The sequence below is a fragment of the Vibrio sp. V38_P2S17PM301 genome (genome assembly GCF_009904845.1).
In the GTDB taxonomy this organism is placed as follows: domain Bacteria; phylum Pseudomonadota; class Gammaproteobacteria; order Enterobacterales; family Vibrionaceae; genus Vibrio; species Vibrio proteolyticus.
The window spans coordinates 43513-58022 of the sequence record NZ_WXWO01000052.1; the positions used below are offsets into that span (position 1 = coordinate 43513).

General features: G+C 53.8%; 14 protein-coding genes. 10 read left to right on the plus strand and 4 right to left on the minus strand.

Going from position 1 to position 14510, the window contains the following annotated elements; translation table 11 throughout:
* Positions 1–111 precede the first annotated feature (111 nt).
* Positions 112–1128, plus strand: coding sequence for a class 1 fructose-bisphosphatase (fbp, locus tag CAG64_RS11330; protein WP_021704436.1), 1017 nt, complete (start codon positions 112–114; stop codon positions 1126–1128).
* 149 nt (positions 1129–1277) lie between these two features.
* Entirely contained in the window at positions 1278–1805 is a 528-nt protein-coding gene (ppa, locus tag CAG64_RS11335) for an inorganic diphosphatase (protein WP_021704437.1), read from the plus strand.
* A gap of 46 nt (positions 1806–1851) precedes the next feature.
* Here the strand turns inward: ppa and CAG64_RS11340 are convergent, their stop codons facing one another.
* The 3 genes from CAG64_RS11340 to tamA are packed head-to-tail and all read right to left on the minus strand — an operon-like array spanning position 1852 to position 7691.
* Complete coding sequence (locus tag CAG64_RS11340; protein WP_021704438.1) at positions 1852–2199, minus strand: gamma-glutamylcyclotransferase family protein; 348 nt, start codon at positions 2197–2199, stop codon at positions 1852–1854.
* A 9-nt stretch (positions 2200–2208) separates the two neighbouring features.
* On the minus strand, positions 2209–5976 hold the full coding sequence (gene tamB, locus CAG64_RS11345; RefSeq protein WP_161448718.1) for an autotransporter assembly complex protein TamB: 3768 nt from the start codon (positions 5974–5976) through the stop codon (positions 2209–2211).
* Positions 5973–7691 (minus strand): autotransporter assembly complex protein TamA, encoded by a 1719-nt coding sequence (gene tamA, locus CAG64_RS11350; protein ID WP_040902308.1) that lies wholly within the window; start codon positions 7689–7691, stop codon positions 5973–5975. Before tamA ends, tamB begins: the two co-directional genes overlap by 4 nt.
* 134 nt (positions 7692–7825) lie before the next feature.
* Here tamA and msrA point away from each other — a divergent pair, with 134 nt between their 5' ends.
* From msrA to CAG64_RS11390, 8 genes are all read left to right on the plus strand, one after another.
* Entirely contained in the window at positions 7826–8467 is a 642-nt protein-coding gene (gene msrA, locus CAG64_RS11355) for a peptide-methionine (S)-S-oxide reductase MsrA (protein WP_021704441.1), read from the plus strand.
* Between the two features lie 84 nt (positions 8468–8551).
* Entirely contained in the window at positions 8552–9103 is a 552-nt protein-coding gene (locus CAG64_RS11360) for a YtfJ family protein (RefSeq protein WP_161448719.1), read from the plus strand.
* Between the two features lie 105 nt (positions 9104–9208).
* Positions 9209–9499 (plus strand): DUF2607 family protein, encoded by a 291-nt coding sequence (locus CAG64_RS11365; protein ID WP_337247449.1) that lies wholly within the window; start codon positions 9209–9211, stop codon positions 9497–9499.
* A gap of 48 nt (positions 9500–9547) precedes the next feature.
* A complete protein-coding gene (zrgA, locus tag CAG64_RS11370; RefSeq protein WP_161448721.1) occupies positions 9548–10165 on the plus strand; it encodes a zinc uptake protein ZrgA in 618 nt (205 codons plus the stop codon).
* 53 nt (positions 10166–10218) lie between these two features.
* On the plus strand, positions 10219–10932 hold the full coding sequence (locus CAG64_RS11375) for an ABC transporter ATP-binding protein (RefSeq protein ID WP_161448722.1): 714 nt from the start codon (positions 10219–10221) through the stop codon (positions 10930–10932).
* A complete protein-coding gene (locus CAG64_RS11380) occupies positions 10932–12191 on the plus strand; it encodes an ABC transporter permease (RefSeq protein ID WP_161448724.1) in 1260 nt (419 codons plus the stop codon). The genes CAG64_RS11375 and CAG64_RS11380 overlap by 1 nt, the downstream gene beginning before the upstream one ends.
* 38 nt (positions 12192–12229) lie before the next feature.
* Positions 12230–12697 (plus strand): DUF3299 domain-containing protein, encoded by a 468-nt coding sequence (locus CAG64_RS11385; protein WP_443084060.1) that lies wholly within the window; start codon positions 12230–12232, stop codon positions 12695–12697.
* A gap of 287 nt (positions 12698–12984) precedes the next feature.
* A complete protein-coding gene (locus tag CAG64_RS11390; RefSeq protein WP_161457271.1) occupies positions 12985–13878 on the plus strand; it encodes a TIGR03899 family protein in 894 nt (297 codons plus the stop codon).
* On the opposite strand, the gene cysC is transcribed toward CAG64_RS11390, so the two are convergent.
* On the minus strand, positions 13879–14493 hold the full coding sequence (gene cysC, locus CAG64_RS11395) for an adenylyl-sulfate kinase (RefSeq protein ID WP_202600968.1): 615 nt from the start codon (positions 14491–14493) through the stop codon (positions 13879–13881).
* Positions 14494–14510: the final 17 nt, after the last annotated feature.

Below are 14510 nucleotides of genomic sequence, written 5' to 3' on the forward strand. Positions count from 1 at the left end.
ATCTAGCACATAAAATTAGCCTTGCATGCAGTCCCTTGAACACAGTGCCCACCAAGAGGCAGGAAACTGCATCGTTTTCCCCCGATTCCCTGAGAAAGTTAAGGATACAACATGTCTGAAATGCGCACCCTTGGCGAATTCATCGTTGAGAAACAACATGATTTCCCCCACGCTAGCGGTGAACTTTCCTCTCTTTTGTCCTCTATTCGTATTGCTGCGAAGATCGTAAACAGAGAGATCAATAAAGCCGGTCTGGTTGATATCGTTGGTGCCGTTGGCACGGACAATATCCAGGGCGAAGAGCAGCAGAAACTGGACGTTTTTGCCAACGAGAAATTCAAAGCCGCTCTGGAAGCCCGCGACCAAGTGTGTGGCGTTGCCAGTGAAGAAGAAGACGAAGCGGTCGCGTTCAGCAAAGAGCTGAACAAAAACGCCAAGTACGTGGTTCTGATGGATCCACTCGACGGCTCCTCAAACATCGACGTCAACGTATCTGTCGGTACCATTTTCTCTATCTACCGCCGAGTATCCCCTGTCGGCACGCCGCCAACCGAAGAAGATTTTCTTCAGCCTGGCCACAAACAGGTTGCCGCTGGCTACGTGATTTACGGCTCGTCTACCATGCTGGTGTACACCACCGGAAATGGCGTCAATGGGTTTACTTACGATCCGTCGCTGGGCACTTTCCTGTTGTCCCATGAAAACATGATGATTCCGCAGGACGGGAAGATCTACTCGATCAACGAAGGCAACTACATTCGTTTCCCGATGGGCGTGAAGAAGTACATTAAATACTGCCAGGAGAACGTCCCGGAAGATGGTCGTCCCTACACGTCACGCTACATTGGCTCACTGGTGGCAGATTTCCACCGCAACCTGCTCAAAGGCGGCATCTACCTCTACCCAAGCACCCAAAGTCACCCGAACGGCAAACTGCGTCTGCTGTATGAGTGCAATCCGATGGCGTACCTGATTGAACAGGCGGGCGGCACAGCCTCCGACGGTAAGATGCGCATTCTCGACATCAAACCGACCGAGTTGCACCAACGTGTACCGTTCTTTGTCGGTTCAAAAAACATGGTCTCTAAGGTCGAAGAGTTCCTCGCCACCTACCCGGAAGAACATTAATTCCGCGAATCGACAACGCCAGCGTCTGCTGGCGTTTTCATTTGGGCGTTAATTCGCGTCTGATTATTTACGCGCTGGCGGTTTCTCGCTAAAGTTAGCCTGTCTAAAATACAGGGCCTGTCAGCCCGATACTTGAAAAGGAAACTACAATGAGCCTCAACAACGTTCCTGCAGGTAAATCTCTGCCAGATGATCTGTACGTGGTAATCGAAATCCCTGCAAACGCTGATCCGATCAAATACGAAGTCGATAAAGACTCCGGTGCGGTATTCGTAGACCGTTTCATGTCTGCGCCTATGTTCTACCCATGTAACTACGGTTACGTGAACCACACTCTGTCGCTGGACGGCGATCCGGTAGACGTACTGGTTCCGACTCCGCACCCACTGATGCCAGGCTCAGTTATCCGTTGTCGTCCGGTTGGCGTACTGAAAATGACGGATGAGTCAGGTGAAGACGCGAAAGTCGTCGCAGTGCCGCACAGCAAGCTGTCAAAAGAGTATGACCACATTCAAGACGTGAATGACCTGCCAGAGCTGCTGAAAGCACAAATTACTCACTTCTTTGAGCGTTACAAAGAGCTGGAATCCGGGAAATGGGTCAAAGTTGACGGTTGGGAAGACGTAGAATCGGCACGCAAAGAGATCCTAGAATCTTACGAGCGCGCGCAGAAATAATTGCCCGATACGCATAAAAAAGAGCCAGCTGTTGCTGGCTCTTTTTTTATACCCGCTGACACCAGTCACCGGAGTCCACCAGCTCATCGAGCTGGCCGCTGCCCTGGTAGAGATAAATCCACGCTTCGCCAAAAGGCGTGGTGAGAGTTTCACGCCGGTACTCCACTGGCACATCTTCGAGAATATCAAGCCGTTGCAAAGTAGCGTCGTCGATCAGATACACTTCTCCCTGAATCGACTGATGTCCGTTGATCAGCGCCGGATAGCTGCCGAGATCATACAAGGCAAATTCCGGCAAGGTTTCGTGACTGCCTAGCAGCTGGCTGTCGGCCAGAAAATCATGATGACGCTGCCCCTGACGCAGGGTGCCATAGACAAAAACCAGATGCTGCATAACCACTCCTTAATCAAACTCAAACTGGTACAACAAATCCACCGCGCTGTCGATGCCGCTGACCGCTTCGAGGTAGAGATCTTTCATCAAGCGATAACGGACGGTAAATTCCCCCACCGAATCAAAGATACCGACACCGTACTTCACCTGTAAACCAGGCAGAATATAGCCGCTGACAGTGACCTGTGAATCGTCACCGGAGCCTTGGGTATCCAATTGCAGATCCTGCACCCCAAACGCCTCACCAATCTCACCCACGACTTTACCACTTTTCGCCAGACTCAGTCCGATCAACGCCGTGTACATGGCGTTTCCGTCCGATTCCGCGCCAATGTCCTGACCGCGTAGCAGGTAAGACAGAGCGTTGGCTTGCGGCATCGCCGGATCAGAGAAAATCGTGATGGTTGGCTGATCGGCCGGGCCAGTCACTTTCACCCCGGCGGTCACGTCGTCCTGCGTATTGTCCGGGTCACGCACCGCCGTGATCGCCACATACGGCTGGTCCACCGGACCATTCATCAGAATTTTACCTTCCTGAATGATCAGTTCCTGCCCAAACGAGCGATACTTACCGTCTCGAATGTTCACCTCACCCACAATATAGGTGCCTTTTTCCTGTTGTGTCACCTTAAGGTCACCCACCAGGTTCCCTTGCAGACCAAATGCCGACAGACGGAAATCATCGCCGATATTAATGGTCACGTTGGTTTCCAGCTTAAACGGCACGCCTTCATCGCCGTTGAGCGGCTGCAGCTCTTTATTGAGCAGCACCTGATCTTTCGACACACTGACCGCACTCGGCGGCAGGTCTTTGACTTCGATACGTCCCCAAGGCAGGCCGATATTCCCGCTCACTTTGACCAACTCCGGTGTCACCGATATGGTCATATCCGGCACCACTTTGACTTTCACCATCGGCGGCAAATCCACTTTCAGTTCATCGGCGAACACACGCAGATTGACGTCCCAGGCGCTGAGATCGCGCCAGTTGGCATCACCGGTCGCTTTCAGTTCCCCATCCGGAGTATTGATCGAAGCGTTAAGCGTGGCGGTATCACCGTTGAATTGCGTGACCACCTGACCAGACTGCACTTCCACAGGCGAAATATCGCCCGCCACCATGATGTCTCTGACCAGCATTTCACCATAGACTTTAGGTTCCAGCATTGGCCCACTGAAGGTCAGATCGGTTTCAATATTCGACTGAACTTGGCTGTACTCACCCACAACAGGGGCCAGGAAGTCGAGATTGAAGGTACTCAGCTTGAGATTCCCGTTCATCTCCCGCTGCTCACTGCTCAGTTTTGGAATGCTGATCTGGCCCGACACATCACCGTTGTCGGTCACATCGAAACGCCACTGGGCATCGAGTTGATCGTTGGCGACATTGGCGGTCAGCAGCACACTGTCCCAGCCAAACACCAGTGGCGCATCGAGCTTTTGCGCCACCTGGCCTTTGGGCATTTCGACCGTCACTTTGGCTTGTGGCGGCTTATTCGGCGCCCATTTCGCCCACACATTCGCGTTGACTTCCCCTTGCAGCTGCGTGTCATCTGGAATGAAGGCTGTCAACTGACTAAAGCGGAACTGTTTCAGGCTCAGCTGCGCCTCACCTTGTTCCCCTACCTGAATGTCTTTGTCGAGACACAATGACGCATCGCCTTGCAGCCAACAATGGGCACTGACCGCTGCCAATTGCTTGTCGAGGTTGTATCCCAGTCCGGTCGGTTTCGCCAGATTCCAGGTCCCCTGCTGGGATGTGATCTCAGCTCGCTCCAGTTGGCCACGCCAATCCATCACTGGCTTCTCCTTAAGACTGCCATTCAGCGCCAGACTGACGGAGGCCAGATTAGAAGCCAGATCCAACGTCAGGTTGTGACTGGCCTGACCGCCGGTAACCGCCAGCGCCAGACTGTCAAGGCGGTTGTCCTGATACGTGGCATCTTGCGCAGTCAGCGTGACGTTGGCTTTGACCTGAGGCAACGGCGTTACGTCACCTTGCAAACGCAGGGTTTTCAGTGTGGCCTCGTCTTTCCACTTCACGTCGTTGACGTTGAGCAACAGGTTAACGTCCGGCTCGGCCAGCTTACCGCGCAGTGCAACATTACCCTGCACACGGCCCGCCAGATCCGGCACCGATTTCGCCAGTTGTGGGAAATCAATCGCCAGATTCATCTGCCACTGCTTGTTCAACTCGCCTTCCGCCGTCACCCGGTTCGGGCCATGCGATAGCACTATGCCCGGTGTCGACAGGCGGATATCGCCATTGGCGGCTTTATCCGATGCGGTCAGACTGCCCTCAAAATTGAGCGGGTAGTCACGCAGTACACCGTCAATATCAAACATCGGCAAATCGACCTGCCAACCTCCTTGGTCGCTCAGCGAGCCACTGGTTTTCAGTTCACCACTGATGTTACCTTCCGCCTCTGGCCACTGCAGGCCCGGCTGAATGTTGGCCAGCTTGATCGCCGCGCGCCAGTTGATCGGCGCGTCCCAGTTAGCGAAAGCATTACCACTGATATCGCCACCGAGGGTATTGATGTTCAGCGACGTCAGTTCAATCTGTTTGATGTCTCCTTTCCCCTCCAGGCTAACCTCGGTATCCGGGACGTCTTTCCCCTGCGCGCTGGCCGCCAGTGCAACCTGATACCCTTCTAACGAGCCGGATGCACTCAGCTTTTTAAGATCAACAAAGTAATCCCCCTTGCCCGTCAGCGGCCACTGCGCTTTGGTCTGATCAATCAGGACATCAAACGGCAACGTTGGCTCCAGTGGTTGCAGTTTGGCTTCAACCTGGCTCTCGACCACACCCCCGAGCTCGGCGTGCACGGTCAGATTTTTTACGCTGCCGCCCACCGATAAGGCCAATTCCTGACCATTGGCCGGCTCCTCTCTGACCAGAGCTGTAGCGTCCAGTGTCAACGGGTAGCCTTGACGTAATTCAACCTGAGTCTTGAGATCGGCTTTGATCTGCGGCATATCCAGCGCCAGTTTATCCACCCGCACCTGATACCCTTTAGCAAACGCTTTGAGGCCAAGGTGATTGACCACCAACGGCGTTTCCTGCTGGAGCGTAAAACGGCGCACATCAATACCAGCCACATCGACCGTCAGCGGGATCCAGACTTCAGGTAACACGATAGGTGCCGGCTCCGTTGCCGCAGTTGGCGATGGCGCCGGCTCAGCATCCGGTTCGGCCGGTGGCGCTAAAGCCACCACGATGTCTTCCAGCGTGGTCGGACTGAGTTTCAGCACGTCGCCTTTAAATGATGCCGCCGTAGTGAATCGTTGCCAGCGAACCTTGTTGCCGAGAATATCCAGTTTGATATCACTGAGTGACAAATTGCCAAGCAGGATCGGGATCGGAGAAGAAATGGACGTGACCGGCTCAGAGTCGGGAGCAGGCGGGGCATTCGGATCTTCCGCTGGCAACTGCGGCATGGAAAAATCCAGTCCGTCGATGGCCAGCTTGGTGATGCACACTGAAGGCTCAAGGAAACAGTTGGGATGCAGTCCGAGACTGATGCTGCGCGCCTGCATATCAATGAAAAGGCTCTCATCCTGATAGCGGACACCACTGAGGGTAAATCCGGGCAGCAAGGCACCTTCGGCGTCTTCGACCTGTAGCTGTGGCAGCGCTTTCTGCGCCCCCCATACCATCATATTCAGGCCGGGCTGGGTATAAAGCAGGGTAGCCAGTAAAACCACCAAGGTAAAACACAGCAGCAGGAATGCCAGCGTAATCCACTTGGTCCAGCGAATCGCGTGATGAATCATAGCTCTGGCCCCAGCGAGAAGTGAATACGGAACTCATCACCCGGATTGGCATCCAGCCCCCAGGCAAAATCGAGTCGGATCGGCCCCACCGGAGACCCCCAGCGAATACCGACTCCGGTGCCGCGGTGCCAGTCCGGTGTGTCGTTAAAGGCATCACCGATGTCGTAAAACAGCGCCCCCCACCATTTGCCGGTCAGGCGATACTGATACTCAAGTGAACTGGTGGCAATGTATTTGGCACCGGTCAACGAGCCGCTGCTGTCACGCGGCGAAATCGATTCATAGCCGTAACCCCGGATGCTGTTGTCACCACCGGCGAAGAAACGCAGAGAAGGCGACAACTTGTCCAGTTCGTCGGTAATGTTGGCACCGCCGTCGAGGCGGAAAATGGCACGATGGTTTCGGCCCATGCTGTGGATCCAACCTGCGCCGCCCATTACACGCAGCACATCGGTTTCCGACAACATGTCGTTGCTGCCGACTTCCAGCGTCAGGTTGACCCGTTGTCCGGTGTAAGGCATCGGACCACCGCGGGTACGGGTGCGTGAATAGGAAATGCCCGGCAGCACAAATTGCGCCGCGTCATCCTGGAGCCCCTGTTCGTAGTTCTCAATCAAATAACGTACGTAAGCGGTGCGATGCCAGCCGCTCTCTAACAACCAGTGCCGTTCCACCGCCAGATTGGACTCGATACTTTTAGTGTCACGCTTATCAACATGCTTCATCCCATAAGCAATCCGGTAGTAGTCGTTGAGTACATCATCGAGCGGTATCTGATAGCTGGCGGTAATGGTCTGTTCCGGCTGCGAAAGCGAAAAGCTGCTGTCAAAACTGTGTCCCTTAGCGTTCACCCAAGGCTTTTTCCATTTCAGCGTACCGCGCACGCCAACGTCGGTGGAATAGCCGATACCGGTTTCAATCTTATTGCGCGCCTGCGGTGCCAGAGACACTTTGACCGGCAATTCCCGGGACTTGCCCAGATAGCTCAGATCAGGCTCCACAAACACCGATGAAAACCAGTCGGTATTGGACAAATTCTGATTGTATTCCCCCACCTGACTGACCAGATACGGGTCACCTTGTGTATACGGTTGGATCGAACGGACTCGATCATCGTCGATCTGGCTGCCCGATACAGAGGTTTCACCAAAATGGTAACGAATGCCACTGTCATAATGGAGACGGATCATGGCTTCATTCAGTTCCGGTACCACTTCGAGACGGCTGAGCGTGAACTCACCATCAAAATAGCCCCGCTGCAACGCAAGGTTGGTCATACCGGATTTGAGACTGTCGTATTGATTATGCTTGAGCCGCTTACCTTCTTTGATGCCACTTTGTCGGATCAGACGACGAAACGCGCGATCTTTTTCTGCTTCACCGCTGACGAGAATGTCCACTTCCTTGATCTTGACCGACGGCCCCTTTGCCACGTTGACGACCAGTTTGGTGTCACTGCCATCCTCGATCACCTCAAACTTAAACGTCGGATGGTAATAGCCGAGCGCATTGAGAGCCTGGGTGATGCTTTCTTCTAGACGCGACTGAAATCTCAGGCTGACGGAATACTCGGAAGCGGGAATGGATGACAGATAAGCCTCCACATTATCTTCCAGTTCTCCTTTCAGTCCGGTGACCGATAACTCGACATCATTAGCCTGCGCCAGACAAGGCATGAGCAGGGCTAATAAAACTGGCAATGGTTTTCTTATCATGTTTAATTAGGAGACGTTGAAAATCGAGAATGATTATTAACTGAAATAATACCGTTAATCAGGTACTAAGTCTGTATGGAATCCGTCAATAACACCGCCTGTTAGGAATAATCTCATTATTAAGGAAGTCACTTATGCTCAACAAACACACCCTGATTTCTGCGCAAGACGCTCTGCCAGGGCGGCCACAAGCGATACAAATCGACGATATCCATTATGTTAATCAGTCTAGTTTGACAGCAGAACCCGAATCAGGCCATCAGAAAATTCTGATTGGCATGGGCTGTTTTTGGGGCGCAGAACGCCTGTTCTGGCAATTGGATGGCGTGATCGCTACCGCGGTGGGTTATGCCGGGGGTTACACGCCAAACCCGAGCTACGAAGAAGTCTGCACCGGACAAACCGGCCACACAGAAGTCGTGCGCGTGGTGTTTGACCCACAGGTCATCAGTCTCAATACGCTGTTGCGTCACTTCTGGGAAAATCACGATCCCACCCAAGGGATGCGTCAGGGGAACGATCTCGGCACTCAGTACCGCTCCGCTCTCTACACCTACAATGCCGCACAACAGGCCAGCGCCGAATCGTCGCGTGAGATTTATCAGCAAAGCCTCAGCGCTCACCAGCGTGAAACCGTGACCACCGAGATTCAGCCCGCGGGCCCGTTCTACTACGCGGAAAACTACCACCAGCAGTACTTGGCCAAAAATCCGGATGGCTATTGCGGACTCGGTGGCACGGGCGTGTGCTTTCCTCCCTCATTGAGTGAAGCGTGACCAAAGTCGCCTATTTGGCGACTTTTTTGTTGGCTCCGGGTTATGCGTATATACTTTCGTGGCACATTCACAAGGAAGAAAGCCATGAAAAACAAACTAATAACAGCATTACTTCTGACCTGCTCTCCACTGTTTGCCTCAGCACACAACATCGCCACCGGCCGGCCGGTACCCGAAGTCAGTGTCGACAAATACGGTGAAATTCTGCTCAGCGGTGATGACGTCAGCTACCAGACCTGGAACAGCCAGGGACTGGCCGGTAAAGTCCGCGTCATTCAGGCCATCGCCGGACGCAGCAGCGCCAAAGAGATGAACGCCCCTTTGATGACCGCAATCACGGCCGCCAAGTTCCCGGAACAAAGCTACCAGACCACCACAGTGATCAACCAGGACGACGCGATTTGGGGCACTGGCTCTTTCGTCAAATCCTCCGCGCAGGACAGTAAAAAAGAGTTTCCGTGGTCATCCATCGTATTGGATGAATCCGGCAAAGTCGCGTCCGCCTGGCAACTGAAAGAAGAGTCGTCAGCCATTATCGTGCAGGACAAAAGCGGTAACGTACTGTTTGTTAAAGAAGGTGCGTTGAATCAGACTGACATCAATCAGGTGATCGAACTGGTGAAAAGTCACCTGTAACCCGCTCCACCGGTGGGGAACACTCACCGGTGAATCTTGCCTGACACAGACGTAATTATTTGTTATAACATAACACTTCATTTACGTTATTTCGGTGTTGTTCTAGTGCTGCGCGACTCAAAACGCTCTCGATCCATGGCTGTACTGTGTGCCCTGGCCCTGACTTTGTGGCTCGGCTTCGCGTCGGTAAGCCACCAGTTGGACATCACCGCAGAACACCACCAACACCATGATTGCCAGCTGTTTTCATCGGTTGGCCAAGCTCTCCATGCTGCCGCATTTCACTGGCATGACTCGTCTTTGCCAGACCATTTTAGCCCCGTCCTTCATCGGGTTCGTTATTCTGTTACTCAGCCGGTGTATCAGGCGCGTTCTCCACCAACGCACGCTGCCTAACCACCCTTTTACAACAGATAGCCAACTCAACTAAGGATGACACTTATCATGAAAATCAAAACTTCACTGGCGCTGGCCATTGGCTTCGCCCTTAGCGCCGCGCAAGCAACCGCGGAAGACGGGTTCCGTCAACACGACGCCCACGTTCACGGCCAGGTTGAATTCAACATTGCTCAGGACGGCTCTGAACTGTTGGTCGAGATCACAGCACCAGGCGCGGACGTGGTCGGGTTTGAACACGCCCCGCAAAGCGATAGCGAACAAACTGCACTGGCCAAAGCCAATGCCATTCTGGCAGAAGCCGATAAACTGCTGACGCTCTCCTCCGCCGCTCAGTGTCAGATCAAACACACCTCGGTGACCAATACGCTGCTCGCAGACGACGATAAGCATGAGCATGAGCATGAGCATGAGCATGAGCATGAGCACCATGATGATCATCAACACGACGATGAACATCACGATCATCACGAAGAGCATGATGGCCACGGCAGTTTCAGTGTGGAATACCGCTATGACTGTCAACAGATCGGTCAGCTCAGCCAGATCGACGTCCATTGGTTTAATCATTTTTCGTCGACACAAAGTATTCAGGCGAACCTGCTGACGGACAAAGGACAGAACGCACATCAACTGAAGCCGGGTCAAAGCACCCTTTCCCTGTAAAAACTCAACCGGAGGCCAGCCACACTGGCCTCCTCTGCTTGTCGGAAACGGATATGAACACACACACGACAATCGTGGAGCCGAATGTGGTCGAGTTGACGGACGTTCGCTTTCAGTGGCCCGGCGCAACGCAGCCGATATTGGCGATCCCCTCTCTGACGGTCCGGCAGGGCGAGCATGTTTTTATCAAAGGCCCGAGTGGCTGTGGTAAATCCACCCTGCTCGGCCTGTTGACCGGCATTCACGCCCCGACCTCAGGCCAGATCAACATCCTCGGACAGGGCTTGTCTGACATGACCTCCCGGAGCAAAGACCGCTTTCGCGCCGACCATATCGGCTACATATTTCAACAATTTAACCTGTTGCCTTACCTCTCAGTGCTGGACAACGTCTTACTGCCCTGCCAGTTTTCACGCCGGCGCAAACAACTGTGCCGTCATCCAGTCGAAACGGCGACAATGCTGCTGCAACGCCTGCACCTGAGCGCTGAACTGCTGGAACGACCCGTCAGTGAGCTGAGTATCGGTCAGCAGCAACGCGTGGCCGCCGCGCGTGCACTAATAGGTGATCCGGCGCTGATCATCGCGGATGAACCGACCTCAGCGCTCGATCATGATAACCGCAGCGCTTTTATCTCACTGCTGCTGGAACAGGCTTCCCAGGCCGGTGCCACGCTGATTTTTGTCAGCCATGACCCAACACTGGAAGGGCTGTTCAACCGCAGTATCGATCTGTTGCAACTTAATCAGGCCCAGGGAGCAATCTGATGACCGCGACCTTGAATTTGGCTTGGAAAAGCCTGAAAAACCGCCGGATGACAGCCATACTGACCATCATGACCGTGGCGATTTCGGTGATTCTGCTGATGGGGGTGGAGCGGATCCGAACTCAGGCCAAAACCAGTTTTGCCAATACCATCTCCGGCACCGATCTGATCGTCGGCGGGCGTTCCGGACAGGTGAACCTGCTGCTGTATTCGGTGTTTCGTATCGGTAACGCCACCAATAACATCGACTGGAAAAGCTATCAGGAATTCAGTCAGCATCGGGCCGTGAAATGGGCAATCCCCATTTCACTCGGGGATTCACATAAAGGTTTCCGGGTGATGGGCACCAACCACAGCTACTTTGAGCACTATCGCTATGGCCAGAAACAACCACTGCGATTTGCCAGTGGCCGTGAATTCAATGGCTTATTCGAGGCCGTGATTGGCGCCGACGTGGCGAAACAGCTCGGCTATCAGGTAGGCAGCGAAATCATTATTGCGCATGGCATCGCCGACGTGGGTTTCAGCCGTCACGATAAACTGCCGTTTCATGTTGTCGGTATCCTAGCCCCCACGGGTACGCCGGTCGACAAAACCGTGCACGTTTCGCTGCAAGCGATTGAAGCCATTCATGTTGGTTGGGAGTCGGGCGCCCAGTTAGGCCCAACACCAGATGCCGCTACGCTGGCCAATATGGACTTTGAGCCCAAACAGATCACCGCGATGCTGATCGGTTTACAGTCCCGGATCCAAGTGTTTGCCCTGCAGCGTCAGATCAACACCTATCCCAAAGAGCCCTTGAGTGCGATTCTGCCCGGTGTCGCGTTGCAAGAGCTATGGGGCATGATGTCGGTTGCCGAACAGGCACTGATGATCATTTCCGTATTTGTGGTGGTGGCCGGTTTGTTTGGTATGCTGAGCAGCCTGCTGGCCAGCCTCAATGAGCGGCGGCGGGAAATGGCGATTCTCCGTGCGATGGGCGCCAGACCCCGACACGTATTTACCCTGTTGATCAGCGAAGCTGCCGGCCTGACACTGGCTGGTATTCTGGTCGGGGTTGCCGGGGTATACACGGTATTAGCCGCCGCCTCGCCGCTGATCCAGCAACAGTACGGGATCCAGATCCAACTGACGGGGATCAGCGGGTACGAATGGGGGCTGCTGGCCTGCGTACAGGCGGCGGGCTTGTTGATTGGTTTTATTCCGGCGTTTCGCGCTTATCGTCAGTCGCTCAGCGACGGCATGACTATCCGTATATAGAGGACCTTATGACACGTAGATTACGACAGCTTGCGCTGATGGTGCTGCTTGCGGCTTCCCCGCTGGTCGGCGCCACCGAAGAAGCACTGAAACTGGACTGGATTGATTTGGTGCCGCAGAGTGAGCGCAAACATTTCGATTCGGTGGGCATGCCCAATGTTAACCATGATGGCGCCGCCGCGCAGCAATCAAAAGTCGGCGCCGTGCGCAACGAGCTCAACGGCAGCCAGGTGAAAATTCCCGGCTTTGTTATTCCGCTCGAAGGTGATGAAAACACCGTGACTGAATTTCTGTTGGTGCCGTACTTCGGTGCCTGTATTCATGTCCCGCCACCACCGCCAAACCAGATCATTTACGTTAAGTTCCCCAAAGGCGCCCCGGTGCAACAGCTCTGGGACGTCATTTATGTCGTAGGTACACTGAAAACCGTGCCGATGAGCACGGAGCTGGCGGATACAGGGTATATGATCGAAGGCAGCGCGATCGAAGAATACGACGACATGTAATATCGACAAGCCACCTGTTTATTGCGGCTAGCCGATGTAGCGGGACAGGTAAGCCAGCACGCCCAGATACACCAGCAGAAGTAAAGCAATGGACAGGTGCTTTTTGAATTTATTCTCTTTTGAATATTTCATAAGCCCCTCACAAATATCGATAACAATTTTAACAAGTTATTATCATTTGTGATAGCTCAATTTTATCAAACCGCTCGGAACAATTTTTATGGCGGCTCTGCCCGGTTCGGGGTACATTTTACTTTTGGAATATTCAGGCGACGAATGGACACCTCATGGCAGAAGCAAGCAAACCTGTAGTGATTGAACATGATCACGCTGCGAACGCACGCGATCGTAAATCCAGTTACATAAAGGACAGCGCCAATCGGATTCTGAGCATCGCTCAGGCTCATGGCCTGGATGCCCTGTTGCAAAAAGAATCGCCGGAAAAAAATGCCCTTGAACGAGCGCTGGTACGCGAGCGAAAACGTCGTGAACAACGACAAAAAAATCTCGAACAGATCGTTAAGCTGGCGCATGTGTCCTGCAAAGACGAAACCGCTGGCGAGCCGGATCAGGACTGGTTGTATCGCTTTTTTGACCTGGCACATGAGATCCACAACAGCTCAATGCAGCGCTTATGGGCCCAAGTGCTGAAGCGGGAAGTCACCAATCCCGGCTCCACCTCCATGAAAGCCTTGAAAATCCTGCATGACATGACCCCGAAAGAGGCGCAGATCCTGCAACGCGCCGCATCGCTGGGGTGCAGTTTTGGCGGCGATCACAGCCGAAAACTGCTGCTGGGCTACAAAGCGCAAGGCGGATTATTCAGTTTCGGTCGGCGCAACACTACCCAGAACCTCAACATGGGGACGTTTCAGTTGCCCTATTCCAGCCTGCTGGTCCTGATTGAACTTGGGTTGCTGCACGCCAGCGAACTGGAGTCGGGTGAAATCGAAGCAGAACCGCCACTGACGCTCAGCTACCAAGGCAAGCACCTGTCGCTGCAGACCAACACCAAAGGTGTGCGTCTGCTCTACTACCGCTTTACCCCGACCGGCAACGAGTTGTGTCAGCTACTGGGCAATAAACCCAATATGGCCTATTACGATCAATTGGTGGCTCTGCTCAATCACAAATTCCTGGTGCACACCGATGTGAAGAGCCAGGTGCATCACACGGTGTGATCAGGCGATGATCTGACGCGTGCGCAACGCAGCGAGACACTGATCCACCAACTGCTCCAGCGGCAACTCACCCGCCGGTAAGTCGATCTCAGGCTCCAGCGGTGGCTGATACTCGGAATCGATCCCGGTAAAATTGCGGATCTCTCCCGCTCGGGCTTTCTTATACAACCCTTTGGGATCGCGCTGCTCGCACACTTCTAATGAGGTGTTCACAAACACTTCAAGGAATTCGCCTGGTGGCAACATGTCACGTACCAGTTGGCGCTCCGCCCGATGCGGTGAGATAAACGCCGACAGCACAATCAGCCCCGCGTCGGCCATCAGCTTGGACAGCTCACCAATGCGACGAATGTTTTCGCGGCGATCCTGCTCTGAAAAGCCCAAATCGCTGCACAAACCGTGGCGCACATTATCCCCATCAAGCAGATAAGTATGGTAACCCAGCTCTGCCAGACGCTGCTCCAGTGCACCGGCAACCGTCGACTTGCCGGCACCGGACAAACCGGTAAACCACAAGACCGCAGGCTGCTGTTGTTTCAGCCCGGCGCGAAAGGTTTTGTCCACCGCATGTGAATGCCACACAATGTTTTCATCTTGTCGGGACGTTGCTGTCATAGTCATATTCCTTGTTA

Bases quoted from the DNA above. Each gene is read 5' to 3' on its own strand.
- CAG64_RS11390 (WP_161457271.1), top strand. From the start codon at position 12,985: ATGGCAGAAGCAAGCAAACCTGTAGTGATTGAACATGATCACGCTGCG.
- CAG64_RS11380 (WP_161448724.1), top strand. From the start codon at position 10,932: ATGACCGCGACCTTGAATTTGGCTTGGAAAAGCCTGAAAAACCGCCGG.
- tamB (WP_161448718.1), bottom strand. From the start codon at position 5,976: ATGATTCATCACGCGATTCGCTGGACCAAGTGGATTACGCTGGCATTC.
- CAG64_RS11385 (WP_443084060.1), top strand. From the start codon at position 12,230: ATGGTGCTGCTTGCGGCTTCCCCGCTGGTCGGCGCCACCGAAGAAGCA.
- CAG64_RS11360 (WP_161448719.1), top strand. From the start codon at position 8,552: ATGAAAAACAAACTAATAACAGCATTACTTCTGACCTGCTCTCCACTG.
- msrA (WP_021704441.1), top strand. From the start codon at position 7,826: ATGCTCAACAAACACACCCTGATTTCTGCGCAAGACGCTCTGCCAGGG.
- tamA (WP_040902308.1), bottom strand. From the start codon at position 7,691: ATGATAAGAAAACCATTGCCAGTTTTATTAGCCCTGCTCATGCCTTGT.
- zrgA (WP_161448721.1), top strand. From the start codon at position 9,548: ATGAAAATCAAAACTTCACTGGCGCTGGCCATTGGCTTCGCCCTTAGC.
- cysC (WP_202600968.1), bottom strand. From the start codon at position 14,493: ATGACAGCAACGTCCCGACAAGATGAAAACATTGTGTGGCATTCACAT.
- fbp (WP_021704436.1), top strand. From the start codon at position 112: ATGTCTGAAATGCGCACCCTTGGCGAATTCATCGTTGAGAAACAACAT.
- CAG64_RS11375 (WP_161448722.1), top strand. From the start codon at position 10,219: ATGAACACACACACGACAATCGTGGAGCCGAATGTGGTCGAGTTGACG.
- ppa (WP_021704437.1), top strand. From the start codon at position 1,278: ATGAGCCTCAACAACGTTCCTGCAGGTAAATCTCTGCCAGATGATCTG.
- CAG64_RS11340 (WP_021704438.1), bottom strand. From the start codon at position 2,199: ATGCAGCATCTGGTTTTTGTCTATGGCACCCTGCGTCAGGGGCAGCGT.